This is a genomic window from Actinomadura sp. 9N407, from assembly GCF_044326315.1.
Classification (GTDB): domain Bacteria; phylum Actinomycetota; class Actinomycetes; order Streptosporangiales; family Streptosporangiaceae; genus Spirillospora.
On sequence record NZ_JBIRAW010000027.1, the window covers coordinates 19,583 to 46,096 of the forward strand.

A 26,514-nucleotide genomic window follows, 5' to 3' on the forward strand; every position below is an offset into this window, starting at 1 on the left:
TCCCGTGAACCGCCGCCAACCGTGCTTCGGTAAGGCCGGAACGAGACAAACAGCACTGACCACATCGGGGGACACCAGTCCCGATGAGTGAGACCTAGGCCACTTCACCAGGCAACATGCCGGGATGTTCGCTGGCGGACAGGTTCATTCGAAGGAGGGGAGACGGCATGGCGGGCGGTTCGGCGAGCGGTGCAGGAAGCAGTGAGGTGAACGGACCAAAGCGTGACCCACACGACCGGGAGCGCGACCCGGAGAACGGCGCAGAGCGCGATCCGGGGAACGCGGCTGTGGGTGCCCTGCCGCCCGAGGAGCGGGGCACCGGACCCGTCACGTTCGCGGAGCTGATCGCCGCGCGTTCGGCCGACGACCGCACCGGGGTGTACTTCGAGGACCGGAGCTGGACCTGGCGCGAGGTCGTCGCCGAGGCGCGGCTGCGGGCCGGCCTCGCGCGCGAGATCAAGGGAACGGCCGGCGGTTCCCGGCAGCGCGGCCCCGGGCAGCGCGAGTCCTGGCACATCGGCCTGTTTCTGGAGAACGGCCCCGAGCACCTGTTCTGGATCCTGGGCGCCGCGCTGGCCGGGATCCCGATCGTCGAGCTGAACCCGACCCGGCGCGGTGCCGAACTGGCCCGCGACATCGGCTTCACCGACTGCCGGATACTGATCACCGAGACCGCGCGGCAGCCGCTCCTCGACGGCGTCCTGACAGAGCCCTCGGGCCGCGCGGACGTCCCGGGCGTCTCGGATGACCCGGGCGTTTCGAACGTCTCGAACGTCTCGGAAGTCCCGGGCGTTTCGAACGTCTCGGGCGTCTCGGGCGTCTCGGATGACCCGAATGGCACGGGTCGCGCGGACGTCCTGGATATCCCCGTCCTGACCATCGACGCCGGCGCGTACGCCGAGCGCCTGGCCGCCGCAGAGCCGCTGCCCGCCGACGCCCCCGCCGTGAACCCCGCAACGTACTTCTCGCTGGTCTTCACCTCCGGGACCACCTCGGCCCCCAAGGCCGTCATCTGCAGCCAGGAGCGGCTCGGACGGATCGCCCTGCAGCAGCGTGACCGCCGGGGCCTCACCCGCGACGACGTGTTCTACGTCGTGATGCCGATGTTCCACTCCAACGCGCTGATGGCCGGGATCGCCCCCGCCGTCAGCACGGGCGGCGGCCTGGTGCTGCGGCGCAAGTTCTCGGCGTCGGGGTGGCTGCCGGACGTGCGCCGGTACGGGGTGACGTTCTTCAACTACGTCGGCAAGCCGCTCAGCTACATCCTGGCCGTACCCGAGCAGGAGGACGACGCCGAGAACACGCTGCGGATCGCGTTCGGCAACGAGGCCGCCGAGCGCGACATCGCCGAGTTCGGCCGCCGGTTCGGCTGCCAGGTGATCGACTCCTACGGGTCGAGCGAGGGCGAGATCCGGCTGAACCGCGTTCCCGGGACGCCGTCCGGCTCGCTCGGCGCGGCACCGGAGGGCACGGTCGTCGTCGACCCGGACACGCTGCGGGAATGCCCGCCCGCACGGTTCGACGAGCACGGCACGCTGCTGAACGGCGAGGAGGCCATCGGCGAGATCGTCGACAAGACGGGCGCCGCGCGGTTCGAGGGCTACTACAACAACCCCGAGGCGACGGCCAAGCGGGTCCGCAACGGCTGGGTGTGGTCGGGCGACCTCGCCTACCGCGACGCCGACGGCTACTGGTTCTTCGCCGGCCGCGACAGCGACTGGCTGCGGGTGGACGGGGAGAACTTCGCCACCGCGCCCGTCGAACGGCTGCTGGCCCGCTTCGAGGCGTTCGACGACGTCGCCGTGTACGCCGTACCGGACGAGCGCGTCGGCGACCAGGTCATGGCGGCCGTGACGCTGCTGCCGGGACGCACCTTCGACGCCGCCGCGTTCGCCGCGTTCCTGGACGCCCAGCCCGACCTCGGCACGAAGTGGGCGCCCCGGTACGTCCGGATCATGTCCGAGCTGCCCCGTACCGCCACCAACAAGGTGGTCAAGCGCCCGCTGCGTACCGAGGCCTGGAACACCACCGACCCCGTCTACAAGCGAGACGGGGCCGGCTACGTGCTGGGCCAGGCCGTGTTTTAAAGTCCCGGCTCACGGCGCTCGCCTGGCGGCTCGCACCGTGACCGTGCCTTGGGCGAGCGCGGCATCGCTCCGCGATCTGGCCGGTGAGGCTCGCCTCCGGCATCGCCGCACCGGCCAGGTAACGCGCTCGCGCGGTGGCCGAGCCACTTTGAGACAGGCCCTAGAAGCCGTAGGGCTGAGCCAGGGCTCAGCTGCTCGGGGGCAGCATCTTCTTCATCGCCTCGTGGGCCCCCGCGACCATCTTGGCGCGGGGGAACCCGCTGCGCTTCTCGGCGGCCACCCGGTTGCCGCCGGCGACCCAGACCGGGCCGTCGGCGAGGTGCTCCAAGCCCTCGCGCGCGATGTCGTCGGGCTCGGCGACGTTCAGGCCGGGCATGTCCATGTTGAGCCCGGCCCGCGCCATCGCCGGGGTACGGGTGACGCCCAGCACCAGCTCCAGGACGTCCACGCCGTGCTCGCGCAGTTCCAGCCACAGGCCCTCGGCGAAGATCCTGCCGAACGCCTTGACCGCCGAGTAGATGCTGATCTGCGCCTGGCCCATGAACCCGGCCAGCGAGCCGACCAGGATGATCCCGCCGCGGCCGCGCTCCTTCATCAGCGCGCCGAAGTGCTGGGTGATCGCCAGCTGCGCGGTGATGTTGAGGTCGATGACGCCCTGGAAGCGCTCCAGATCGCCGGTCACGAACTCGTGCCCGTAGCTGTTGGCGCCCGCGTTGAAGATCATCAGGCCCACCTCGAGCCCGTCGGTCACCGCCCGGATGGCCTTGAGCGGCTCCGGCGCGATCAGGTCGAGCTCGATCGTGCGCACCTCGACACCGGTCGCGGCCCGTACCGCCGCGGCGGTCTCGGCCAGCGGGCCCGGCTTGCGGGCGATCAGCACCAGGTTCAGGCCCGCCTCGGCGAGCCGCATCGCGAACGACGCGCCGACCCCCTCGGAACCCCCCGCGATCACGGCCCAGGGCCCGTAGCGGTCCTTGTCGATCACAGCCCCGCCGGTCTCCCCGTCGGTCACCCCGTGGGTCTCCCCGTCGTTCATTCGTCTCCGTCCAGATCTGGCGTCCACGCGACGCCGTTGATATGCGAGCCGCCGTCCGCGAACAGCGTGTTGCCGGTCAGGTAGCGGGCTCCCTCGCTCGCCAGGAAGACCACGATCGGCGCGATGTCGTCCTCGGGGTCGCCGAGCCGGCCCATCGGGTTGGCCTGGTCGGTGGCGGCCTCGATCTCCGGATGCGCCGCCGCCATCCGCCGGAACGCCGCGCTCTTGGCCCCCGGGCACACCGCGTTCACCACCACGCCGGTGGGCGCCCACTCGCGCGCCGCCGTACGGGTCAGGGTGCGCAGGGCCTCCTTGGCGGAGTTGTACTCCAGCGTCCCGATATGGGCGTTGACCCCGTTCAGCGAGCACATGTTGATCACACGGCCCCAGCCCTGCGCCTTCATGTGCGGGAACGCGGCCTGCATCGCCCACAGCGGGCCGTAGTAGCCCATCGCGAAGCCGCGTTGCAGCTGCTCGTCGGTCTTGGTCTCCACCCGGCTCACGGACCCCGCGCCCCAGGCGTTGTTGACCAGGACGTCCACCGTGCCCCACGCCTCGACCGCCGCCGCCACCATGGCCAGTACCTGCGCCTTGTCGGTGACGTCGGTGGCCACGAAGCGGGCGTCGGCGCCGAAGTCCTCGACCAGTTCCTTGGCGACGCGCCGCCCGCTGTCCTCGTTCAGCTCCGCGACGAGGACCTTGGCGCCCTCCGCGGCGAACCGGCGGGCCACGCCGCGACCGATGCCGTCACCGGCACCGGTCACGATCGCGGCCCGCCCCGCCAGCTCAGTGCCCACCAGCCCAGTGCCCGCCACTTCAGTGGTCATGGTCATGGGCCGGGCGCTCCCCCTCCGGCACGCCGGCGCCGTAGTCCGGTGTCTCGTCGTCGAGCACGGGGAGGCGGCCCGTCGCGGCCGCCCTGGCGATCGACTCGCGCAGTGCCGGGCACGTGCTGTGGCCGTCGGCCGGCGGGGTGGAGCAGACGGCCATCGCCTGCGCGTTCCACTGGATGCTGGTCTGCTCCCAACTGGCCTTGCGCACGAGCACGGCGACACCGCACCGCGCGCAGTCCACCTCCGTCATCGGCACGCCGCCGGACGCGACGGAGCCCAGCCGTTCGTCCTGCCGAACAATCATGACGATGCTGCCTTTTCCCTCCTGGCGATGTTCTCCTCGACCTCCCGCTGCCAGGACTCGACCGGGCGGGTGGTGTCGAGCTCGTGCTCGAACCGCGCGGTCATCTCCGGGTCGATGTCGGCCACGTCCACGTAGAACTGCTCGTACCAGCGGCGCAGCTGGTAGACCGGGCCGTCCTCCTCGCACAGCAGCGGGTTGTCGATCCGGGCCTTGTGCTTCCAGATCTCGACGTCCTGGTCGAAGCCGCTGAGGATGAACTTCGACATCGTCTTGGCCATCTGGTCGGCCGCGTCGCCGGGCAGCTTGTCGGAACGCTGGGCGATGATCCCCGACATCAGCACGAACGAGTTCTCGTCGATCGGGTAGTGGCAGTTGATCAGCACCGACTCCAGGTCGAAGCCCTCGTAGTGGTACGTGAGGTCGTCGATCATGAAGGACGGCCCGTAGTACGACGCCACCGAGCTGTTGCCCGTCAGCACGGGCGCGTTGCTCGAGGCGGGCCGGGCGGTGTCGGGACGGCTCTTGCCGTTCATCACCTGGGTGGCCACATGCCCCTCGAACACGTTCTTGAAGAACGTCGGGAACGAGTGGTGGATGTAGAAGAAGTGCGCCATGTCGACGACGTTGTCGATGACCTCGCGCACGTTGGTGTGCACGACGGTCTTGTTCCAGACCCAGTCGGTCCAGTCGTCGCGGGTCGCGCCGGGGATCTTCGGCACCATGACCTCGGGCGGCGGCGGGTTGCCCTCCGGGTCGTTCCAGACGAAGAGCATCCCGTCCTGGTCGGCCGTCTGCCAGGCGGCCGTACGGGCGCGCAGCGGCACCCGGCGGGAGTAGGGGATCTGCTTGCAGCGGCCGTCGCCGCCCCAGCGCCAGTCGTGGAACGGGCAGGCGAGTTCGTTGCCCTTGACCGTTCCCTGGGACAGGTCGCCGCCCATGTGCCGGCAGTAGGCGTCCAGGACGTTGATCTTCCCGTCCTCGCCCTGGAACACCACGAGCTTCTGGCCGAAGGCGTTGATGGTGTGCGGCTTGCCGTCCTTGAAGCCGTCGGACAGGCCGAGGCAGTGCCAGCCCCGGGCGAACCGGGTGGAGATCTCCTCCGCCTCGATGACGCGGATCGCGTCGGACTCGGCTGCGGTCACGTGGATCATCCCTTCCAGGGCAGGGGTCTTTGCAGACCAGTGCATCAGGGTGAACGCTAGGTCGCGGATCGGATCACCGCCCCCCGGCGTCCCAGTGGCCGGGACGCTCCCGCCCGGCCGCGGCCCGTCGATGGTCTGCTGCCATAGTAAGGAGAGCGCGTTAGGGGAGCCGATGAGCAACCAGGTCCAGGCCGCGGTACGCGAGCTGCTGCCGCAGCTGGCCGAGCGGGCCAAGTCCGTCGACGAGAAGGGGCGGATCCCGGACGAGAGCATCCGGGAGCTCGCCGAGGCCGGGCTGTTCCGGATGCTGCAGCCGCGCCGCTTCGGCGGCACCGAGTCCGAACCCTGGCGGTTCTACGAGTCGATCAGGGAGATCGCCGGGGCCTGCGCGTCCACCGGCTGGGTCGCCGGGATCCTGGGCGTGCACTCCTGGCACCTGGGCCTGTTCCCCGAGACCGCCCAGCGCGAGGTCTACGGCCGCGACCAGGACACCCTGGTGTGCTCCTCGTACGCCCCCGTGGGCCGGATGACGCCGGTCGAGGGCGGCTACGAGGTTTCGGGCCGGTGGGGCTTCTCCTCCGGCTGCGAGTTCGCCTCCTGGGGCCTGCTCGGTGGCCTGGTCGTCGGCGCCGAGGGCAAGCCGGTCGACTTCATGACCGTCCTGATCCCGCGCCAGGACTACGAGATCAGCCCCGTCTGGGACTCGATGGGCCTGCGCGGCACCGCCAGCGACGACATCGTGGTCGAGGGGGCGTTCATCCCCGAGCACCGCACGATGCGCAACTTCGACCAGGCCCAGCTCCGCACGCCCGGCCGCAAGGTCAACACCGGCCCGCTGTACCGGATGCCGTTCGGCACGATCTTCACCTCCGCGGTCACCGCCGCCGTGATCGGGATCGTGGAGGGCTGCCACCGCTCGTACGTGGCCGCGATGCGCGACCGGATCCGGCTCAGCCTCGGCGGCGGCCGGTTCGTGGAGGACCAGTTCGCCCAGGTCGCCGTCGCGCGCGCCTCGTCCGAGATCGATGCCGCCGTCCTGCAGACCGAGCGCAACGTCCGCGAGATGTACGAGTGCGTCGTCAAGAACGAGTCCATCCCCATGGAGCTGCGCCTGCGCGCCCGCCGCGACCAGGTACGCGGTACCGAGCGCGCCATCGAGGCCATCGACATCCTGTTCAAGACCGCCGGCGGCAACTCGCTGCGCCGCGGCCACGTCCTCGAACGCGCATGGCGCGACGCCCACGCCGGCAGCCTCCATGTGGCCAACGACGTGGAACGCGGCCTCTCCATGTACGGGCGAGGCACCTTCGGCCTCACCGTCGAGGACAACCTGATCTAGGGCATGCCGGCCACAAGCGCGTCCGATGGCACCGTGGACGAGAAGTACGACGTGGTCGTCGTCGGGGTCGGTGCGGCCGGCTCGGCGGCCGCGCTGGCCGCCCACGAGGCCGGTGCCCGCGTCCTCGTGGTGGAGAAGTGCGATCCCGGCACGGCGGGCGGCAACACCCGCGTCAGCGGCGGCGGCTGGTTCGTTCACGACGACCCGTCGCGCGCCGAGCTCTTCCTGCGCAACCTTTCCGAGGACTTCCCCCTCCCCGACGACGTCGTGGAGGCATGGGCCCGGGAGACCGCCGGCCTGTCGGACTGGGTGCGCGGACTGGGCGCCGATGCCAGGGCGAACCCCGATTACCACACGGGCCCGGAGTACGACGACGTCGAGGGAAGCGACTGCTACGGCGGCATGGAGACCGTCGAGGGCCGGATGGGCAACTTCCTGCTCTACGACGCCCTGCTCTCGGCTTTGGCCGAACGCGGCATCGAGGTCCGTTTCTCCGAGCCCGCACAGCGCCTGCTCACCGACGGGGACGGCAACGTCACCGGCCTCGAGACCCCGAGCGGCACCATCGGCGCGCGCGGCGGGATCGTCCTGGCCACCGGCGGCTTCGAGGCCGACCCCGACATGGTGGCGAACTACCTCCGGGTCGCCGACCACGTCACCTGGGGCTCCCCGTACGCCACTGGAGACGGCCACAGGATGGCGCAGGACGTCGGGGCCGACCTGTGGAACATGAGCAACATGATGACGATCGTCGGCGTCCCCACCGGCGACGGCAGGGGCAACCTCCTCGCGCTATGGCATGCCCAGAACTACATCTTCGTCAACGGCGAGGGCCGCCGCTTCATCGACGAGAGCTCCCGCAACAAGCACGGCCACGTCCTGCGCAACGGCTATTACGAGCATTTCCCGCTGCGCCCCCTGTACCTCGTCTTCGACGAACGCGTCCGTACGGCGGGCCCGATCGTCCCGGGCCCCGAAGCCCTTCCCGTCGGCTGGTCGACCCTCATGGACGGCCACGCCTGGAGCCCCGACAACTCCGCCGAGATCGACGACGGCCGGATCGAGCGGGCGGAGACCGTCGGAGGGCTCGCCGCGCTCCTCGATATGGATCCCGCCACGCTGGCGCGCACGATCGACTCGTACAACACCTCAGTGGCACAAGGCCGCGACGACGCCTTCGGCCGCAAGCCCACGACCCTCGCCCCGGTCTCGCAGCCCCCGTTCTACGCCGTCCGGTGCCACCCCCTGCTCGGCTGGAGCAACGGCGGCCCTCGCCGCAACGGCCGCGCACAGGTCCTGGACACCCGCGGCAGCGTGATCGAAGGACTCTTCGCCGCAGGCACCGTCAGCTCGACCTACAGCTCCCTCAAGGACGGCGGCTTCCACATAGCCGACGCGTTCGCCTTCGGCCGCGGCGCCGCCCGCGCGGCCGCCACCCGCGGACGGCGCCCCCATCGTGGACTCGTGGCGTGTACGCCACGGGCGTCGCCGGGGGAGGCGAACACGCCACGAGTCAATGTAAGGGCGACGACGTGGCGAAGGTTCGTGGTGGTCGCTAGTGGGGTGCCTCCGTTCCGGTGATCCGCGTGAAGGTGTCATGGACGATCTCTGCGCCGGCGGCGGCGTCGGAGGCCAGGCCCTGGTGGTCGCCGGGGAACTCGACCGGCTTGACGTCGAGGCGTTCCGCGAGCGCGCGGGCGGACCGGAGCGGAACGCCCTCGGGTGAGGAGGCCCCGACGCCGACTGCGATCCGGGTGGACCGGAGCGCGGCGATGTCGGGCTCGAAGCGCAGCACCGGCAGCAGGACGTGGGCGAGGAAGTAGTCGAGGTTCCCCTGGATCCGGCCCATCATCTCCAGCGCCTCGGGGGGCATCTGGGACGGATCCGGCATCACCGGCGGAGCCGCGTCGTCCCCCTGAACGGTGGCGACGAACTTCATCATCGCCATCCCCGGGCCTTCGCTGCGGTACGTGTCGTGAACGTCCTGGAACGCCGCCCGCCAGTCCGTACGGTCGGGCAGGAGCTCGGGGATCGGCGGTTCGTGCGCCACCAGGGCGCGTACCTGCTCGGGGTGGCGTGCCGCCAGGTCCAGGCCGGTCAGCGCGCCGCCGCTGTTGCCCAGCACGAACGCGGGCTCGCTGCCCAGGGCCGTGAGAAGTCGGTGCGCGTCCTCACTGAACGCCTCCACGTCCTGGTCCTCGATCGGGCCTGCCAGGCTGCTGCGGGACAGCCCGCGCTGGTCGTAGTTGACGACGGTGTACCTGTCGCAGAGCTGAGCTGCGAGCCCGCTCAGTGCTCCGGCGTCGGCGGGCGCGCCCGGGATCATCAGCAGCAGCGGACCGGTTCCGCTGACCTCGTAGTGCAGTCGTGCTCCCGGAACTTGGAGCGTCCTGGTCTCGATGCTGTGCATGGGTGTTTCCGTTCTTGCGTAGTAAGGAATTCAGGCCGGTCGGCGTTCACCGTTGAGTCGTGGCGAGCCGTACGGTCGTCGCGGACAGCCACACCAGGCCCAGCGCCGCCCCCGCGAGGAAGATCAGGACGCTCGCGCCGGAGGCGGCGAAACCGGCCAGGACCCCCACCGGAACGATCCGGGACGCCACCGCCCAGCCGCGCCGGCCGTCCGCGGAGAAGCGCCGGGCCAGCACGATGAACGCGGCGCAGAGCGCCAGGTAGCCGACCATGCCGCCGAGCAGGTGAACGGTGCCGTGCGTGCTCAGCGTGGACGGGCCGTCGGCGGTACCGGCGGGGAAGCCTGCGCCGGGATCGGCGGCGAACACCGCGCTGACCAGGAACGAAGCACCGAACACGGCGACCAGCCGGGGCGCCCAGGTACCGCCGGGCCCGCCGTTCAGCGTTCGCCACAACCCGATCGCACCGGCGATGATCAGCGCGCCGGTGAGCACGAAGTTGGTCACCTGGATCCAGCCCAGGTCGCCGAGGCTGAGCTGGCTGATGGCGTTGCGGGTGAAGTCGTAGCCGTCGCGGGTGAGCCCCTGGATCACGCCGGCCGCCAGGAACAGCGGGCCCGCGACGATCCCGCCGGCCAGCAGGGGCCGGGCCGCCGGAAGAGCCTGCGGGGGACGGGTTTGCGGGGCACTGAGTGTCTGCGTCATGAAGGTCTCCTTCGTTCGAGGATCAGGCCGGCCGGTAGGTCGGGTCGACCACACCGGTGGTGAACGTGACCGATCGGAGGAGTTCGAGGGGCACCTGCCCGGACCCTTCAGGGAAGAGCCGCCGCCCGGTGCCCAGCACGATCGGATGCACCAGCGCTCTTCCCCGGCTGCCGCTTCAGCGCGGCCAGCGACTCGACGACGTCACCGTCGATCAAGGTCGTGTTCCGCCAGCCGGCCTCGGCCAGGCTGGTGGAGGCGACCAGCTTGCGGATGTCGTTGATCCGGTCGGCCGGCTCACCGGTCTGATGCGGCCACATCGCGGCGAACGCCTCGTACGTCACCCGGCCCATCACCAGGGTGTCGGCCTCGGCGTGCATCGCGCCGACGGCCGTCCCCATCTTCGGGGCCTCGACCACGCCGTCCAGCGAGATGAACAGCCCGGCCACGATCTCGCGTGCCGCGGTCATGCGTACCCGTTCCTCTTGGTGATCGATGTTCCGCAACCATCCATCTGCGGAGGACACCGGATCAACGCAAGATCGCGGCACGATCGTTTACCTGAACTCAAGAATCGACCCACAGACCCAGCCCAGGTCGTAGGCACCGTTCTTGACCTGCTCGGCGAAGGCACCCCACTCGCGGCGAGTGAACGCCAGCCGCCCGCCCTCGGGTTCCTTGCTGTCGCGCACGGCGACCGCCCGCCCGGTATCGCCGACCCGCCCGTGATCAGCCGTCGGCCGCCCGATCGCCGCCGGCGCCTCGGCGGCGGATCGCGACCAGATCGTGCCGCGCGGCAGGGAGCGTCCGCTCGTCCGCGCCCTCGACCTCGAACCCGGCATCGGCGATCATCTGCAGGTCGGCGGCGCCCGGCTGGCCCTCACTGGTCAGGTAGTCGCCAAGGAAGATGGAGTTGGCCAGGTGCAACGCCAGCGGCTGCAGGCTGCGCAGATGGATCTCGCGCCCGCCCGCCAGCCGGACCTCCGCATCGGGGAAGAAGAACCGGAACAGCGCCAGGATCCGCAGGCACCGTTCCGGGGTGAGCTCCCAGCGATCTCCCAGCGGAGTGCCTTCGAACGGGATCAGGAAGTTCACCGGCACCGAGTCCGGGTCCAGCTTCCGCAGGTCTCGGGCGAGGTCGACGATGTCCTGGTCCGATTCGCCCATCCCGAAGATCGCTCCAGAGCACGGCGACAGTCCGGCGGCGGTAGCCCGGCGGAGGGTGTCGGTCCGGTCTGCGAACGTGTGCGTGGAGCAGATCTCCGCGTAGCGCTCCTCGCTGGTGTTCAGATTGTGGCTGTAGGCGTGCGCTCCCGCCGCGGCGAGCCGTTCGGCCTGGCCATCGGTGAGCAGCCCCAGGCACGCACACACCTCGACCTGCGGGTTCTCCGCCTGCACCGCCGCGATCACGTCCTCGATCCGGCCGATGTCCCGGTCGCCGGGGCCCCGCCCGCTGGCCACCAGGCACACCCGCTTCGCACCGGCCCGTACCGCCCGGTCGGCGTGCTCGGCCGCCTCGGCGGCGGAGATCCAGGAGTACTTGAGGATCTCCGCCTTCGATCCCAGCCGCTGGGAGCAGTAGGAGCAGTCCTCCGGGCACAGCCCGCTCTTCATGTTGATGATGGTGTTCAGCTTCACCCGGTGGCCGAAGAAATGCCGCCGCACCCGCGCCCCCGCCGCCACGACGTCCAGCAGTTCCTCTTCACCGGCGAGGACGGCCATGGCTTCGGCCGGGGTCGGCGCTGCGCGCTTCAGGGACTTGGCCGCAAGGCTCTCGAGAAGTGTCGTCACGAGGCTCAGCCTCACCGCCCGCGATCAGCAGCGGCAATGGTCGTACCCACAAGGTTCGCCTTGGCGTTCTTGTTCACGCGAGAGCCTTTCCCAGGTGGCCCGATGTCGGCCGGGGTGCCGGCTTCGCCGTGCATCTCGCCGCCGACCGAACACCTGGCGGGCGGAGACCGTCGAAGATCGCTCATCATGGACCCGGCCACCTACCAGTGCTGGTACGCCTCAATGGCCCGGCCGCTCGGGCCCTTCTCCGAACGCTGGGAAACGAGTGAGGCCCGCTCTCAACCCGTCAGAAGAAGCATCGGGGCTGGCCTCACCAGTAGTTGGGCGGGACCGTGCGTGTATCGAAGCCTCGAGCACGCAGAACTTTTTCACGGGCCTCGTCTTCAGCGTCCTTGTATGCCTTTGAGACCTTCCACAGCGCAGCAGCCGCCATACCAGCGGGGCCTACCAGAGCACATCGGCGGCCAAGGTCCAATTCGTCGATGCGTCAAGAAGCTTATCTCCGCTCATTCTCGCTTCTTTGGAGCGTACTTCGACTTCGTTTCCCCACCTGATGACACTCCAATCTTCCGTTGGACACCCAGGAAATCGATGAACTAATAGAGTGGAGGGTCAAAGTCTGTCAATAACGTTCCCCGCAAGCCTGCGGGCGCTCTCAAGTGGTTTTTCGCCCTTCAGTCCGCGGTGCCGAGGAGAGGATAGGAGGATCGTAATGATCAAATCCTCTTCCAGTACTGAAACCGAAAGGGTCAACCTATGCAGGAACCAGCACGCCCGATAGCTGGATACTTGGAAGTACCGGCAGCCTCCTTGGCCTTGCAGGGTATGGCGACCATAGAGTTCCCGGGTGTGCGCGACCCGCGCCTCCTTATTCGTCATGCCCTTGAGTCCTTCACCCGCCACCTGGATCATGAAACTGGCGCTTGGATTCTGGTCCGATGGTGCACGCCAGGAGCAGCCTCGCCTCTCCGAGGCCTTGTCACCCTCCGGCCGGGGCGATCCTATTTTGTCTCCCAGCAACGAAGTAAGAAAAGCCCTATCCGCCAGTGCACAGGCATCGGGAACGTGGGCGTCCGCCGCGGCGTCAGCGGAGTTCTTCTTCTGGCTCGGCTGTTTCTCACCGGCACAACCGGCCAGCAGAACCCCTATCATCGCGGTACTGACTCCCACGTGTGCAATTCTCAGAAGCCACTTCTTTTCCCGTCGGCGGGAGCGAATTCTAGTTGACATGATCCCACGTGCCCCTCTCCTTGACTGCCGGCGGAATATCGTTGGGCCTCTTCAGTCGAACCTGTTCCGCCTTTACCTGATCAGAATGGCCTATAGCCGGTTCTTGTAACGCTATGACCTGGTCCATTACGCTGCACGACAGATCGGGTACTGGCCACATCAGGCCAATGGATCATTGAAAGCGTTCCCGGGATCTGGCCCGGGATGGCGCTGACCGAGCGAAAAGATCATGGGAATGGCTGAGGCCCGCGTCCCTCTTTGGGGGCGCGGGCCTCAGGTTGTTGCTGGGTGACTCAGCAGTGGGTGGTGGGGGTGCGGCCTGCTCTCAGGTCTTCTACGTACTGGAACGTGTCGTCGTACGAGGCCTCGATCACGCTGCGGTGGTCGGCGCCCTCGTAGTGGTTGTAGGCGATGCCCGTGGCCTGCTTGCACAGGTCGGCCACGACGGCGTCGGTGGCCGGGGTGGTGACCGAGGTGTCGGCCGAGCCTTGGACGACCAGGGTCGGGACCTTGAGGGTCAGGCCCATCGGCTCCTGGGAGCGCAGGAAGTCGACCAGGGGCGCCAGGTCGGCGTCGGGCTTGAAGACCTTGTCGACGGGCAGGTCGGCGGCCAGTTCGCCGATCTGGGCGTTGCAGGCGGTCGTACGGCCGGCCCTGAGGACCGCCGCGGCCTCGTCGGTGAGGAGATCATCGACCTTGAGGGACGGGTCGACGGCCTGGGCACCGTTCATCAGGACGAAGAGGAACGACAGTGCGTGGCGCGCGCCGGGCAGGTTGTTCTTGACGTACGCCGGGGTCTGGCTCGTCATGGAGCCGGGGGCCAGGGCCACTGCGCCCTTGAGCCGTACGTCCCGGGGCTGCTGCCGGGCGGCGGCGGTGTAGAGGGCCGCGTGGCCGCCCTGGCTGTGGCCGATCACGAACCAGTCGCGGCCGACCTTGCGGTCCAGGTCGCGGGCGGCGCGCACCATGTCGATCGTGGTGTTGGCCGCGCTCTTGCCGTGCATGTACGGGTGGCCGCCCGGGGTGCCGAGGCCCTCGTAGTCGGTCTGGACGACGGCGTACCCCTTGGCGACCCACTTGTTCAGGTAGCCCTGGCCGATCGCGAGGTAGCTGTGGGCCGGGCCGTCGGGCGTGTCGGCCGAGGGTGCGCAGATGTCGGCGTTCCCGGTGGTGCCGTGCGTCCAGCTGATCACCGGGTAGCCGCCGCGCGGGGCCGGGGTCTTCGGCAGGGCGACGGTGCCGGTGACCTTGATCGGCTGGCCGTTCGCCCCCTCGGAGGTGTACGTGACCAGCCGGTTCACGGCGGCGGCGGGCAGTGCCGAGGAGCCGGTGAGGGGACGGTCGCTGATCACGTTGCCGCGGTGGCCCGGCGGGACCTGCTGGGGGGCCGCCTGCGCGGGGACGGCCGCGATCATGGCGGCGGCCGCTGCGGCCGTGGTCAGGGCGGCCGTCAGGGCGATCCTGGTCTTCATGCGCCTGCCTTCATGTCTTGTACGGCGCGGTACGCGAACGCCATTGCCGAGCCGATCGGGATGCCCGGACCGGGGTAGTGCGCGCCGGTGAACGAGGAGGTGGTGTTGCCCGCCGCGTACAGGCCGGGCACGGGGGTGCCGGAGGCGTCCAGGACGCGGCTGTCGGGGTCGGTACGGAGCCCGCCCTTGGTGCCGAGGTCGCTGAGGACCATGCGGGCCGCGTAGTACGGCGGCTGGTCGACGGGGACCAGGCAGGGGTTGGGGCCGTCACCGGCCGCGAAGAACGTGTCGTACGGGTCCTCGCCGCGGTGGAAGTCCTCGTCCACGCCCTTCTCGGCGAAGCCGTTGAAGCGTTCGACGCCGGCGGTCAGGGCGGCGGCGGGGACGCCGATCGCCTCGGCCAGTTCGTCCAGGGTGTCGGCCTTGACCCAGGTACCGGCCTCCAGGTTGTCGGCGGGGGAGGCGCCGGGGAGGCTGATGGCGGGCAGGCGGCCCTTCGACCGCGAGTCGAAGACCAGGTGCGCCGGTACGTGGCCCATCATGGCCCGGCCCATCTGGTCGTACGGCAGCGACTCGTTGGCGAACCGGGTGCCCGTGCCGTCCACCATGAGGCCGCCGCGGAAGCCGAGGGTGAACGAGGCGCGCCCGCCGGGGTCGGCCGTTCCGGGGCACCACCAGGCCTGGTCGAGCGGGCCGGTGGCGGCGCCGATACGGGTCGCGGCGTTGATGGCGTCGCCGGTGTTGCCGCCGGGCGCCATCGTCCACGCGGCGTCGCCGGGCAGGTCGCCGCGCATGGCGGCGTCGTTCTCGTACCCGCCGGCGGCGAGCAGGACGCCGCGCTCGGCGCGCAGCCGGAGCCCGCCGGCCTCGACGCCCACGACGCGGCCGTCCTCGATGATCAGCTCGGTCAGGCCCGTACCGGTACGGACGGTGCCGTTCCCGCTGTTGAGGAACGCCAGGAGGAGGCGGCCGATGAGGGCGCGGCCCTGCTGCAGCGGCGCGGACGGGTCATGCCCCTTGCCGGCGCGGTCGCGGTCCACCGGGGGACGGACCAGGGCGGCCGAGTCCCCGAGCTCTTCGAGCGGCAGGTCCAGTGGCATGAAGGAGCGGCCGAGGTCCATCCGGCCGGGCCGGGCGAAGTAGTCGGGGAACGGGCTCCACTTGAACTCGATGACCGGGTCCCGTTCCAGGAACTCCACGACCTCGGGCGCGGCCGCGAGGAAGGACTCGCGGTGCGCCTCGCCGTCGTCCCCGAGCAGGGCGCGGAGGTAGGTGCGGGCGTTCTCGGTCGAGTCGTCGAGGTTCGCGCGCTGCTGTACCTGCGTGCCCGGCAGCCAGATGGACGCCCCGGAGTACGCGGACGTACCACCGAGCAGGTCCGTCTTTTCCAGGATCACGGTGCGCAGCCCGCTCGCGGCCGCCACCAGGGCACCGGTCATCGCGCCCGCGCCCGATCCGGCCACCACCACATCGAAGGAGTCGTCCCAGTCCCGCCCGGCATTCCCCATGTGATCTCCTTTCACGTTCTCGGCGCGACCAGGCAAGCGCACGGCAACGCGGGGCGCGCCGGTGCGTCCCACTCACCGGTATCCGAAGGACGTCCAGGGGTGCCTGGCCGTATGTATTGTCGTGACGTTGGTGGACGTGAACGGGGGATGACGTGCCGAGGATCGCATCGGCGAGGCCGGCGGCCGAGCCCAGCTCTCCGGAGCAGCATGACCGGCGCCGGCGCATCCTCCGTGCGGCGACCCGGATCGGCAGCGAGAAGGCGCTCGAGCGCGTCCAGATGCACGAGGTCGCCAAGGGCGCCGGCGTGGCGATCGGGACGCTGTACCGCTACTTCCCCTCCAAGACCCACCTGTTCACGGCGGTCATGGCCGACCAGGTGGACCGGTTCCAGGAGAACGTCCGGCCGGCCGGGGCGGACGTCACGCCCGAGGACGCCGTCGGCGGGCTGCTGGTCCGCGCCAGCCGCGAGCTGCTGTCGCGGCCGATGCTGGCGAACGCGATGCTCCAGTCGACCAACGCGGCCACCGTCGCCACCGCGGCCGACGCCGTCCGGATCGACACGACGTTCCGCGAGATCGTGCTGGTCGCGCTGGGAATCGAGCAGGCGACCGTCCAGGACGTCACCCTCGTCCGGCTGCTGATGCAGTGCTGGTACGGGGTACTCCAGTCGAGCCTCAACGGCCGGGCCTCCATGGCCGACCTGGACAACGACATCCGCCTCGCCTGCCGGCTGCTGCTCGCACCACGCTCCAACGCGCCGTCCTGACCAACGGGACGGGCAAGCCCGCTGCGCGAGGGCGGACTATACCGTTCCGCCATGAATCGCTTTGATAGCCGCCTGGGTCGCTTCAGTAATCACAGAGTGCTCCTCACCGGTGCGGCGTCGGGAATCGGACGGGCCACCGCGCTCCGCCTGACCTCCGAGGGCGCGTCGGTCTTCGCCGTGGACCTGTCCGGGGACGGGCTGGCCGAGACGGCGAAGGCGGTGACCGGGCCGGGGACGATCGCGACCCGTACCGCCGACGTCACCGACGAGGCCGCGGTGATCGAGACCGTCCAGGAGGCCGCCGAGGCCCTGGGCGGCATCGACATCCTGATCAACGTGGCCGGGATGCACCGGACGACCCCGATTGAGACGCTGACGGTCGAGGACCTGCAGAAGCTGTTCTCGGTCAACCTCGTCGGGACCGCGCTGTTCTGCCGGGAGGCGCTGCCGCACCTGCCCGACCGGACCGGCGTCATCGTGAACATCTCGTCGCTGGCCGCGACCCAGGGCAACCCGTTCATGAGCGCGTACGCGGCGTCCAAGGGCGCGGTGCTGGCGTTCTCGCTGACCCTGGCCGCCGAGGTCAGCGGACGCGGGATCCGGGTGGTGCCGATCTCGCCGGGATCGACCGACACGGCGCTGACCAAGGCCGTCACGTTCCCGGAAGGGGCCGACGCCAGCTACTACATGAAGCTCATCGCCCCGCTGGGCGTGGCCACCCCGGAGCAGATCGCGTCCACGATCGCCTTCGCCGCCTCGTCCGACGCCGGCTACGTCACCGGAGCCGAGATCCGCGTCGACGGCGGCGCCCACATGTGACGTTCACTCGTGGCGTGTTCGCCCGTTCGCGAGCTTGCGAAGGCGAACACGCCACGAGTCGACGGTCAGCGCTGCTGGGTGGTGCCGGTGGTGTCGAGGGCGGCGACGCTGTACGCGGCGTACGTGCGGTGCGGCTCGCGGCCCTCGAAGTACGGGGTGAGCTGCGCGCCGAACTCCTCGACCGAGAAGACGCCGTCGGCCGCGGTGAACTTCTGCTCGACGGTCGGGGCGGCCATCAGCGCGACCATGTCGCCGTACACGACGAACACCTGGCCCCGGATGTTCTCGGCGGCGGGGGAGGCCAGGTAGCTCACGAACGTCCCGACCCGCTCGGGGGCCATCGCGTCGACGCCGCCGGGAGCGGTGCCTTCGGTGAACGCCTCCTCGGTCATCGCGGTACGGGCGCGCGGGCAGATGGCGTTGGCGCTCACGCCGTACCGGGACAGGCCCTGGTTGGTGGACAGGGTGAGCGCGACGATGCCGGCCTTGGCGGCGGAGTAGTTCGGCTGGCCGGCGCTGCCGAACAGGAACGCCTCGGAGGAGGTGTTCACGACCCGGCCGTAGACGGGGCCGCCGGCGGCCTTGCTCGCGGACCGCCAGTACACGGCGGCGGCGCGGGACACCGAGGCGTGCCCCTTCAGGTGGACGCGGATGACGTCGTCCCAGTCGGACTCGGCCAGGTTGAACAGCATCTTGTCGCGCAGCACGCCCGCGTTGTTGACCACGATGTCGAGCTTGCCGAACGTGTCGACGGCCGCCGACACCAGCCGGTCGCCCAGCGACCAGTCGCCGACGTCGCCGGTCACCGCGACGGCCTGGCGGCCCAGCGCGCGGATCTCGGCGGCGACGTCCTCGGCCGCCGGGCCGACGTCGTTGACGACCACGTCGGCGCCCTGGGCGGCCAGGGCCAGTGCCTCGGCGCGGCCGAGCCCGGCGCCCGCGCCGGTGACGATGGCGGAACGGCCCGCCAGGGTGAGGTCAGCGTTCATCGATCGGCTCCCGGTAGTGATCACGGTGGGTCTGGTGGGTCAGGTGAGTCTGGTGGGTCAGGGCGGTCTGGTGGGTCAAGGGGTCTGGTGGATCAGGGGGCTGTGGGTCTCAGGGACCGGATGGGCCCGCAGGTGAGACGGGGCCCAAAGGCGAGACAGGGCCCAAAAACTAGTATGTATTCTAATTTTGTGCTGGTCAGGGTCCCGCTGAGCGGGTGCGGGTGGCGTCCGGCGTGACCCGCTCAGCGGGACAGCCGGGGACCAGATGCAGAATGAATTCTAATCTCCAGGTGTTTCCCATTCTCCCAGGCCTGCACCAGGACCTTCACACGGAACCGAGGCGGACATGACCATCGGACTGACCCAGGAGCACCGCGACCTGCGCGACGCGGTGCGCGCCTTCGCGTCCCGGCACGTGACGGCCCAGACCGTACGCGCGGCCGTGGACGCCGGACAGGACGCCGTCCCTCCGTTCTGGAAGCCGCTCGCCGAGCAGGGGCTGCTGGGCCTGCACCTGCCGGAACGGGCGGGCGGCGGCGGGTTCGGCCTGGTCGAGCTGGCCGTCGTGACCGAGGAACTGGGCCGCGTGCTCACCCCCGGGCCGTTCCTGCCCACGACCCTCGCGGGTGCCGTCCTGAACAGGGCCTCCGACCACGGGGCCGGGCACAGCCCGTACCTGGAAGGGCTCGCCGAAGGCACCACGATCGGCGCCGTCGGCCTGCGGCCGGGTGGGCTGACGCTGACCCGCAAGGGCGACCGCATCGCCGTGAACGGCGCGTACGAGCCGGTCCTCGGCGGCCAGATCGCCGACCTGTTCGTCCTTCCGACATCCGATGGTGACGGCACCTCCTGGATCGTGCTGCCGCGCGAGGCGGTCCGGGTCGTCAACATGCTCAGCCATGACCCGACCCGGCGCCCGGCGCAGGTCACGGCCGACGACGTGACCGTTCCCGAGGACGCCGTACTGACCGGCCTGGGCGACCAGGACGTGCTGGACCTGGCCGCCGTGCTGTTCGCCGCCGAGGCGTCCGGGCTGGCGGACTGGTGCACGACGACCGCCGCCGAGTACGCCAAGGTCCGCGAGCAGTTCGGCCGTCCGATCGGCCAGTTCCAGGGAGTCAAGCACCGCTCCGCGCGGATGCTGGCCCGTGCCGAGCAGGCCCGCGCCTGCGCCTGGGACGCCGCCCGCGCCCAGGAACCCGGCACCGACCCGGGCGAGGCGTCGCTGGCCGCCGCCGTCGCGGGCGCCACCAGCGTGGAGGCCGGGTTCGCGGTCGCCAAGGACTGCATCAACACCCTCGGCGGCATCGGCTTCACCTGGGAGCACGACGCCGGCCTCTACCTGCGCCGCGCCCAGACGCTGCGGATCCTGCTCGGCCCCACCGCCGGATGGCGCCGCCGCGTCGCCAAGCTCACCCTGGACGGTGTACGGCGCGAGCTGGGCGTCGACCTGCCGCCGGAGGCCGAGACGATCCGTGCCGAGGTACGGGCCGAACTGGAGCCCGCCAAGACCCTGACCGGCGCCGCCCGTACCACCTACCTCGCCGAGCACGGCTACACCGCCCCGCACCTGCCGGCCCCCTGGGGCAAGGGCGCCGACGCCGTCGCCCAGCTGGTGATCGCGGAGGAGCTGCGGGAGGCGGCGCTGCGCCCGTACGACATGATCATCGGCAACTGGGTGGTGCCCACGCTGATCGAGCACGGCGCCACCGGGATCCACGAGCGGTTCCTGCCCGCCACGCTGCGCGGCGACCTCATCTGGTGCCAGCTGTTCAGCGAGCCCGGCGCCGGCTCCGACCTGGCCGGGCTGTCCACCCGCGCCGAGAAGGTCGAGGGCGGCTGGAAGATCAGCGGCCAGAAGGTGTGGACGTCCATGGCCCGGACGGCCGACTGGGGCATCCTGCTGGCCCGTACCGACCCGTCCGCCCCCAAGCACAAGGGCCTGTCGTACTTCCTGCTGGACATGTCCACCCCTGGCATCGACATCCGGCCGCTGCGCGAGCTGACCGGGGACGAGCTGTTCAACGAGGTCTTCCTGGACGGCGTCTTCATCCCCGACGAGATGCTGGTCGGCGCTCCCGGCGAGGGCTGGAAGCTGGCCCGTACGACGCTGTCGAACGAGCGGGTCTCGCTGGGCAGCGGTTCCTCGCTGGGCCATGGCGGCGAGGCGCTGCTGGGCATCCTCGCCGCCGACCCCGCGGGCCCCGACGATGAGCGCCTCACCGAGCTGGGGGATATCCTCTGCGAGGCCCAGTCCAGCAGCCTGTTCGGGCTGCGCACCACGCTCCGCTCGCTGGCCGGCGGCCAGCCGGGCGCCGAGGCCAGCATCGGCAAGCTGATCGGCGGCGAGAACATGCAGCGGGTCTGGGAGACCGCGATGGACTGGACCGGATACGCCGCCGTCTGCACCGACAACACCGTCGGCGAGGGCGTGGGGATCGAGGGCCGCGACGTGACCTGGCGATTCCTCAGCTCGCGCAGCATGTCGATCGCGGGCGGCACCACGGACGTGCAGCTCAACATCATCGGCGAGCGGTTGCTGGGCCTGCCCCGCGACCCCGAGCCGGTCAGCAAGAACTGAAGACCCAGCGCGAACCGAAGAATCAGGGGGAACCGAAAGAGATGATGTCGGTCGAGCTCAACTCCACCGCGAACGACACCGGTGTGGACGCGGCCGTCGCCGCGGCCCGCCGGGTCATCGCGGGGTTGGTGCGCGCCGGAGACCTCTCCGGTGCGGACATGGCCGGGATCGCCGAGCGGCTGAACGCCGTCGCCGACGACCTGGACCGGGACGCTCCCGACGTGGAGGACCGGCTGGTCAACATGTGGCGGGGCGACGGGACCACCCGGCACGACCCCGCCACCGGGCCGGAGAACCCGATCGCGCCGCCGCTGACGTTCGAGGGCAAGGACGACGGCTCCATCGAGGCGGAGGTCACGCTGGACCTGCCGTACCAGGGCCCGCCGGCCAGCGTCCACGGCGGCGTCTCGGCGCTGCTGCTGGACCACACCCTCGGGGTCGCCAACCACTGGGGCGGTGCGGCCGGCATGACGGCGGAGCTGACGCTTCGCTACCACCGCCGCGTGCCGCTGTTCCGGCCGCTGACCATCAGCGGGCGGCTGCTCTCGGTGGACGGGCGCAAGATCCGTACGGCCGGCTCCATCTCGGCGGACGGCGAGGTGTGCGTCACCGCGGAGGGCCTGTTCATCTCCAAGGACATGGGCCGCCCACGCTGAGACCCTGACCCCGTCGCAACCTGTGAGCCCCACCCGTGAGCGTCACGGGCCTCCCGCATCTGGGCCTCCCGCATCTGGGCCTCTCACATCACGGCCTCCCGCATAGGTTGGGGGCATGCCAGAAACGATCATCGTGGCCCGTGATGTGGGTGTGGAATTGGGCGGCGTTCCGGTGCTGCGCGGAGTCGATCTCACGGTCGCGGCGGGGGACGTGGTGGCGGTGGTCGGCGCCAACGGTGCCGGCAAGACGACCTTGCTGCGCTGCCTGGCGGGGCTGCAGCGAGCCACGGGCAGCGTCGGCGTGCTGGGGCGCCCGCCGGTGGACGAGCCGGGCTTCTGGCGGGACGTCGTCATGGTCGGCGACGAGCCCGCCTGGTATCCAGGGCTGACCGTACGGGAGCACCTGGAGCTGATGCGCGCGGTCCACGGGCCGGGGCGGCTGGAGGTGGCGGCGGCGCTGGAGCTGTTCGAGCTGACCGGATGCGCCGACCGGGCGCCGACGTCGATGTCGACCGGGCAGCGCCAGCGGCTGTCGCTGGCCATGGCGCTGCTGCGGCCGAGCCGGGTGCTGCTGCTGGACGAGCCGGAGCGCGGGCTCGACGCGGCGTTCCGGGAACGGCTCGCGCGGCTTCTCGCCGAGTACGCGGCGGACGGCGGCGCGGTGGTGATGGTGACGCACGACCTGCGGTTCGCCGAGGGCGCCCGCCGTGTCGATCTGGAGGCCGCCGCGTGACCGGGGCGGCGGAGGTCCGGACGTTCGTGCGTGGCCGAGGCCGCAGGCGCCCCACCTGGACGGACCGGTACTCCACGCTGCTGGGGATCGGCATGCTGGTGCTGCTGGCCTTCCCGGCGATCGATCACATGGTGTCGGCCGTTCCGCGCGAGGTGGACCCGGCACGGGCGGGCGCCGGCCTGGCGCTGATCGCGTTGCTGGTGGCGGGTTCGCTGGCCGCCGCGCGCGCGTTCGGGCCTGTGGCGGTGTCGGCGGCGGACGCGGCATGGCTGGTGCTGTCGCCGTTGCCGCGCCGGGGCGTGCTGGCCCGCACGCTGCTGGTCCTTGGCGTGGTGTGCGCCGTTGGAGGCGCGGCCGTCGGACTGGGCCTGCTGGGCGCGCTCGGCGCCTCGGACGAGCTGCCACTCCGGCTGCTCACGGCGGTGGTGATCGGTACGGCGTGGACGCTGGGCGGGATGTCGGCGGCCGTTCTGGCGCAGGCGTGGCAGACCTGGGACGGCCGCCTGGTGACAACGATCATCGCCCTCGCGGTCGCGGCGGTCGCCGTGACGGCCATGAGCATGGGACCGGGCCAGGGATCGCTCGCCTGGATCGCCTCCGCGCCGGTGGCGGCCTGGTCGGCGGCGGCGACCGCATCGGCCGCCGTGGCCGCCGCCCTCACCGGGCGGGCCTGGACGGCCGTCCCGCGCATCCCGGCGCGCGCCGTCCTGGACGCCTCGGCCCGGACCGGGAACGTGACGGCCGCGGTCGGCGTCATGGACCCGAGCTCGCTGACCTGGATCGCCGAGGACGCGCACTGGCGTTCGCGCGTGCTGCGTTCGCGCGCGTGGCCGTCCCGGCTGCGCGGTGTGGCGGCGGTGGCCTGGCTGGACTGGCGGCGGCTGGCGCGGCGGCCCGGACGGCTCGCGCTGGTGGCGGCGACGCCCGTCCTGCCCGTGCTGGCCGCGAGGGCGGGCGGTGGAACGTCAGGGGCGTTGATCGTGCTCGCCGTAGGAGCGTTGGCGGCCGCCGCGACGGGCACTGCGGGAGCGTGCCGGGATGCCGGGGACCCGGCGCTGGCCCGGCTGCTGGGCTCCGGTCCCCGCGCCCTCCTCGCGGCGCGGGCGGTACTGCCCGCGCTGCTCGGCGGCGCCTGGCTGACCCTGGCCCTGGCGGCACTGGACCTCTCGGGCTCCCTGAACATTCCGGGCTCCCTGGATATCTCGGGCTCCGGCGGGCCGTTGCGGACACCCGGGCCGTTGTGGCTGCTCGGTCCGCTGTGCGCGCCCGCGCTGGCGGCCGGCGCGCTGCGGCTGGCGCGGCGCCGCCCGATCGACCACGCGATGCCCGCCCTGGACACGGTCATCGGGATGGTCCCGCTCGGACCGGTGCTGTGGGCACTGACCGGCGCCGACATCGCCCTGCTCGGCTGCCTGCCCGCACTCACGGCCATCACCGGCGGAGTGACCGCCCCACTGCTCGCAGCACAGGCGGTATCGGGCGCCGCCGTGCTGGCAGCGCTGTGTTTTAAAGTCCCGGCCCACGGTGCTCGCCTGGCGGCTCACACCTAACCGGGCCTGTGCGAGCGCGGCATCGCTTCGCGATCTGGCCGGTGAGGCTCGCCTTCGGCTTCGCCTCACCGGCCAGGTAACGCGCTCGCGCGGTGGCTGAGGACTTTGAGACAGGCCCTAGTTGCGGGTGCGCAGGGCTGCGACGGACTCGACGAGGCCGGCGCGTTCGAGGGCGTCGAGGACGTCATCGAGGGTCTCCGGCGGGTTGCTCCGCGAGTCGACGATCTGCTGGACGCAGGCCCAGATGACCCGGTCGTCGAAGTCGATCTGGTCGAGGACGAAGTCGTCGGGGCTCTTGGCCTCCACGTCCCAGGGCGCGAGCATCCCGGCCGGGAAGTCCCGCAGGTTCGAGGTGACGATCATCTGCGCGGGCGCCTTGATCGCGGCGGCCAGGACGTGCCGGTCCTTCGGATCGGGCAGCTTCAGCGACTCGATCAGCGGCTCGTGGCCCTCGACGAGGACGTCGGGGACCGCCCGGTTCATCAGAGCGCGCAGCCTGGCCAGCTTCTCCGCCGGGATGTCCGGGCGGTTGGTGGCGAGGTTCCGCTGCATCTCGTCGAGGATGGCGTTGCTCCACTTCGCCTGGACCAGGCCCGACTGGGCGATACGGATCAGCAGGTCGCGCTGCGTGTTGCCGTACAGGACGCAGGCGTCGTAGACCACTACGAACGTCATGGTCAGATGCCCAGCTCCTGGCCGAGGTCGGCGAGTTCGTCGGCGGCGGCACGGCTCTGCGCCTCGGTCTCGCGCTTGTAGTGCATGAGGTCGTCCCACCTGACGCGGCGGTGCCGGCCGACCAGCTTGAACGGGATCGTCCCGGCCTCCAGCAGCCCGATCAGGTACGGGCGCGAGACGTTCAGGAGGTCGGCGGCCTGCTGGGTCGTCAGCTCGGCGTGCGAGGGCATGACCGACACCCCTCGCCCGGCGGCCGCCTGGGACAGGATGTAGGCCAGCAGGCTCACCGCCGGCCGCGGCAGGACCAGCGCCTCTTCGCCGCCGACCTCCGCCTGCACCCTGATGGTCTGCTCGTCGGGGTTGCGCTGGAGGTAGTCCTTGATCCGCTGTACGGCCCGCGCGGCCTGCTCGGAGTCGATCGCCCCGGGCTCGATCCGCCTGACCTGGATATCCGCCATGGCTCCCCCTCACCGCCTCCGCCTCGTCTGGTCTCTTCGCAGTATGCGAAATAAACGAAGCGAACGCAAGACGCCGCGAGAACCCCATGTGATCGGCGCCCGGGCAAACATCGAACAAAGATTCGAATGATGGGGGGTGGTCGCGGTGTGTCTCGGCTCACCTCACGCCGTATATACGGCCCCGTATAAGCGGGCTAGGCTTCTTCTATACGCCACCGTATAAATGAGCTTGAGACGGTGAGTGGCGCCCCTTGATGGCGGCGCCGTCGTCACGACCGTCCGCGGGTAGAGGAAAGGCGGCTGCGGCCATGAGGCTCCCGAACACCGCGCACACCAGTCGGTCCTGGCGGATCCACGAGATCGCCGGCGACTTCCGGCTCGAGGACGTGTGGGCGTTCCGCACGCCCGGCGCCGGGCCGGACGACTTTCCCACGATGCTCGCCGCACTGCAGGCGCCCGGCGGCCCCAAGAGAGACCCTCTGCCGTTGCGGTTCCTGCTCGCGGTGCGCTGGAAGGTCGGTGCGCTCCTGGGACTGGACAAGTCCAAGGAGGGCGTCGGGGCGCGGACCCGGTCGCTGCGCGACCGCCTGCCGAACGACCTCCGCGAGGCCCCGGGTGGCTCGGACGCCGGTATGGCGCCGTTCACTCCGGTGTACGAGCTCGGCGACGAGTGCGCCCTCGAACTGGCGAGCAAGACCGTCCATGCGGTCATGCATCTCGGGTGGGCGCCGGCCGAGAAGGGCGGGCACGAACTGCGGATGGCGGTCCTGGTGAAGCCCAACGGCCCGCTGGGACGGCTCTACATGGCCGCCATCTCGCCGTTCCGGCGCCTCATCGTCTTCCCCGCGTTCACCCGGCAGATGGAACACACGTGGCGGGACCGTGGGCGCCCGGGGCCGGACGGCGGGAGCCCGGCCGCCGTCCACAGTGCCGTGGGAATTCACAGTGCCGTGGGAACCGGCAACGTCCCTGAGTCCATCCGCGCTCTCAGTTCGTTGCCTGACATCGATTACGCCGACCACTTCACCCTCTCCGTGGACGCCGGCACGGGCACGGACGTGACGCCGGAGGAATGGGCGCGGACGATGTTCGGCGACGTCCCCAGTGCGGCGGAGAAGCTGATCTGGCGCGGGTTCCTCGGCATCCGGCTCAGCCGAGGACGATCACCCGACACCGTGGCCGGATGGCGGATCGCCGAACGTGGCGAAGACTGGATCCGGCTCGAAGCCGCGTCGTGGTTCCTGACCTGCAACCTCGTCGTACGGGCCATCGATGGAGGGGTGTCGCTGGGGACCTTCCTGCGCTATGACCGGCGCCTCGGCCGTGCCGTATGGCCACCGTTGTCCGCCGTCCATCGCCGGCTGGCGCCCGGCCTCCTCCGCGACGCGGCGGAGAAGGTCCGGGTACCCCGCTAAGGCTGCGTGCCCAGGTAAG

At 70.7% G+C, this 26,514-nt stretch carries 25 protein-coding genes; 10 read left to right on the forward strand and 15 right to left on the reverse strand.

The window, feature by feature from the left end; all coding sequences use genetic code 11:
* Window positions 1-206: 206 nt before the first annotated feature.
* Complete coding sequence (locus tag ACH34Q_RS33250; RefSeq protein WP_395987089.1) at window positions 207-2,087, forward strand: AMP-binding protein; 1,881 nt, start codon at window positions 207-209, stop codon at window positions 2,085-2,087.
* Between the two features lie 187 nt (window positions 2,088-2,274).
* Here the strand turns inward: ACH34Q_RS33250 and ACH34Q_RS33255 are convergent, their stop codons facing one another.
* Genes ACH34Q_RS33255 through ACH34Q_RS33270 form a run of 4 tightly spaced genes read right to left on the reverse strand, consistent with a single transcriptional unit; the run spans window position 2,275 to window position 5,411 of the window.
* A complete protein-coding gene (locus ACH34Q_RS33255; RefSeq protein ID WP_395987090.1) occupies window positions 2,275-3,123 on the reverse strand; it encodes an SDR family NAD(P)-dependent oxidoreductase in 849 nt (282 codons plus the stop codon).
* Window positions 3,120-3,956 carry an SDR family NAD(P)-dependent oxidoreductase gene (locus ACH34Q_RS33260; protein WP_395987091.1) on the reverse strand — a complete coding sequence of 279 codons (837 nt, stop codon included), beginning with the start codon at window positions 3,954-3,956 and terminating at the stop codon, window positions 3,120-3,122. The genes ACH34Q_RS33255 and ACH34Q_RS33260 overlap by 4 nt, the downstream gene beginning before the upstream one ends.
* Window positions 3,940-4,260, reverse strand: a complete 321-nt coding sequence (locus ACH34Q_RS33265) for a ferredoxin (RefSeq protein WP_395987092.1) — start codon at window positions 4,258-4,260, stop codon at window positions 3,940-3,942. Before ACH34Q_RS33265 ends, ACH34Q_RS33260 begins: the two co-directional genes overlap by 17 nt.
* Window positions 4,257-5,411: a Rieske 2Fe-2S domain-containing protein gene (locus ACH34Q_RS33270; protein WP_395987196.1), complete on the reverse strand. Its 1,155-nt coding sequence runs from the start codon at window positions 5,409-5,411 to the stop codon at window positions 4,257-4,259. Before ACH34Q_RS33270 ends, ACH34Q_RS33265 begins: the two co-directional genes overlap by 4 nt.
* Window positions 5,412-5,574: 163 nt before the next feature.
* Here ACH34Q_RS33270 and hsaA point away from each other — a divergent pair, with 163 nt between their 5' ends.
* The gene (gene hsaA / locus ACH34Q_RS33275; RefSeq protein ID WP_395987093.1) at window positions 5,575-6,741 is read left to right on the forward strand and encodes a 3-hydroxy-9,10-secoandrosta-1,3,5(10)-triene-9,17-dione monooxygenase oxygenase subunit; all 1,167 of its coding nucleotides are present in this window, start codon (window positions 5,575-5,577) and stop codon (window positions 6,739-6,741) included.
* A 3-nt stretch (window positions 6,742-6,744) separates the two neighbouring features.
* Window positions 6,745-8,322 (forward strand): FAD-dependent oxidoreductase, encoded by a 1,578-nt coding sequence (locus ACH34Q_RS33280; protein WP_395987094.1) that lies wholly within the window; start codon window positions 6,745-6,747, stop codon window positions 8,320-8,322.
* Here ACH34Q_RS33280 and ACH34Q_RS33285 read toward each other — a convergent pair.
* From ACH34Q_RS33285 to ACH34Q_RS33320, 8 genes are all read right to left on the reverse strand, one after another.
* Window positions 8,297-9,151, reverse strand: coding sequence for an alpha/beta fold hydrolase (locus ACH34Q_RS33285; RefSeq protein ID WP_395987095.1), 855 nt, complete (start codon window positions 9,149-9,151; stop codon window positions 8,297-8,299). The genes ACH34Q_RS33280 and ACH34Q_RS33285 overlap by 26 nt on opposite strands.
* A 46-nt stretch (window positions 9,152-9,197) precedes the next feature.
* On the reverse strand, window positions 9,198-9,854 hold the full coding sequence (locus tag ACH34Q_RS33290) for a DUF998 domain-containing protein (protein WP_395987096.1): 657 nt from the start codon (window positions 9,852-9,854) through the stop codon (window positions 9,198-9,200).
* A gap of 107 nt (window positions 9,855-9,961) precedes the next feature.
* Window positions 9,962-10,321: a dihydrofolate reductase family protein gene (locus ACH34Q_RS33295; RefSeq protein ID WP_395987097.1), complete on the reverse strand. Its 360-nt coding sequence runs from the start codon at window positions 10,319-10,321 to the stop codon at window positions 9,962-9,964.
* 87 nt (window positions 10,322-10,408) lie between these two features.
* Window positions 10,409-10,693, reverse strand: coding sequence for a DUF397 domain-containing protein (locus ACH34Q_RS33300; RefSeq protein ID WP_395987098.1), 285 nt, complete (start codon window positions 10,691-10,693; stop codon window positions 10,409-10,411).
* Entirely contained in the window at window positions 10,581-11,642 is a 1,062-nt protein-coding gene (gene bioB / locus ACH34Q_RS33305; protein ID WP_395987099.1) for a biotin synthase BioB, read from the reverse strand. The genes ACH34Q_RS33300 and bioB overlap by 113 nt, the downstream gene beginning before the upstream one ends.
* Before the next feature lie 612 nt (window positions 11,643-12,254).
* Window positions 12,255-12,812: a hypothetical protein gene (locus ACH34Q_RS33310; RefSeq protein WP_395987100.1), complete on the reverse strand. Its 558-nt coding sequence runs from the start codon at window positions 12,810-12,812 to the stop codon at window positions 12,255-12,257.
* Between the two features lie 353 nt (window positions 12,813-13,165).
* Complete coding sequence (locus ACH34Q_RS33315; RefSeq protein ID WP_395987101.1) at window positions 13,166-14,344, reverse strand: alpha/beta fold hydrolase; 1,179 nt, start codon at window positions 14,342-14,344, stop codon at window positions 13,166-13,168.
* Window positions 14,341-15,852 (reverse strand): FAD-dependent oxidoreductase, encoded by a 1,512-nt coding sequence (locus tag ACH34Q_RS33320; RefSeq protein WP_395987102.1) that lies wholly within the window; start codon window positions 15,850-15,852, stop codon window positions 14,341-14,343. Before ACH34Q_RS33320 ends, ACH34Q_RS33315 begins: the two co-directional genes overlap by 4 nt.
* Before the next feature lie 152 nt (window positions 15,853-16,004).
* Between ACH34Q_RS33320 and ACH34Q_RS33325 the strand changes: the two genes are divergently transcribed.
* Entirely contained in the window at window positions 16,005-16,619 is a 615-nt protein-coding gene (locus ACH34Q_RS33325; RefSeq protein WP_395987103.1) for a TetR family transcriptional regulator, read from the forward strand.
* Between the two features lie 96 nt (window positions 16,620-16,715).
* On the forward strand, window positions 16,716-17,438 hold the full coding sequence (locus ACH34Q_RS33330) for an SDR family NAD(P)-dependent oxidoreductase (RefSeq protein ID WP_395987104.1): 723 nt from the start codon (window positions 16,716-16,718) through the stop codon (window positions 17,436-17,438).
* 65 nt (window positions 17,439-17,503) lie between these two features.
* On the opposite strand, the gene ACH34Q_RS33335 is transcribed toward ACH34Q_RS33330, so the two are convergent.
* Entirely contained in the window at window positions 17,504-18,427 is a 924-nt protein-coding gene (locus ACH34Q_RS33335; protein WP_395987105.1) for a 3-oxoacyl-ACP reductase, read from the reverse strand.
* Window positions 18,428-18,773: 346 nt separating this feature from the next.
* Between ACH34Q_RS33335 and ACH34Q_RS33340 the strand changes: the two genes are divergently transcribed.
* From ACH34Q_RS33340 to ACH34Q_RS33355, 4 genes are all read left to right on the forward strand, one after another.
* A complete protein-coding gene (locus tag ACH34Q_RS33340; RefSeq protein WP_395987106.1) occupies window positions 18,774-21,008 on the forward strand; it encodes an acyl-CoA dehydrogenase in 2,235 nt (744 codons plus the stop codon).
* A gap of 41 nt (window positions 21,009-21,049) precedes the next feature.
* Entirely contained in the window at window positions 21,050-21,664 is a 615-nt protein-coding gene (locus ACH34Q_RS33345; RefSeq protein WP_395987107.1) for a PaaI family thioesterase, read from the forward strand.
* A 115-nt stretch (window positions 21,665-21,779) separates the two neighbouring features.
* Window positions 21,780-22,397, forward strand: a complete 618-nt coding sequence (gene ccmA, locus ACH34Q_RS33350; RefSeq protein ID WP_395987108.1) for a heme ABC exporter ATP-binding protein CcmA — start codon at window positions 21,780-21,782, stop codon at window positions 22,395-22,397.
* On the forward strand, window positions 22,394-23,947 hold the full coding sequence (locus ACH34Q_RS33355; RefSeq protein ID WP_395987109.1) for a DUF6297 family protein: 1,554 nt from the start codon (window positions 22,394-22,396) through the stop codon (window positions 23,945-23,947). Before ccmA ends, ACH34Q_RS33355 begins: the two co-directional genes overlap by 4 nt.
* 117 nt (window positions 23,948-24,064) lie before the next feature.
* On the opposite strand, the gene ACH34Q_RS33360 is transcribed toward ACH34Q_RS33355, so the two are convergent.
* The gene (locus ACH34Q_RS33360; protein WP_395987110.1) at window positions 24,065-24,622 is read right to left on the reverse strand and encodes a PIN domain-containing protein; all 558 of its coding nucleotides are present in this window, start codon (window positions 24,620-24,622) and stop codon (window positions 24,065-24,067) included.
* A gap of 2 nt (window positions 24,623-24,624) precedes the next feature.
* Window positions 24,625-25,080, reverse strand: a complete 456-nt coding sequence (locus ACH34Q_RS33365) for an excisionase family DNA-binding protein (protein WP_395987111.1) — start codon at window positions 25,078-25,080, stop codon at window positions 24,625-24,627.
* Window positions 25,081-25,388: 308 nt separating this feature from the next.
* Here ACH34Q_RS33365 and ACH34Q_RS33370 point away from each other — a divergent pair, with 308 nt between their 5' ends.
* Window positions 25,389-26,495 carry a DUF2867 domain-containing protein gene (locus tag ACH34Q_RS33370; RefSeq protein WP_395987112.1) on the forward strand — a complete coding sequence of 369 codons (1,107 nt, stop codon included), beginning with the start codon at window positions 25,389-25,391 and terminating at the stop codon, window positions 26,493-26,495.
* Window positions 26,496-26,514: the final 19 nt, after the last annotated feature.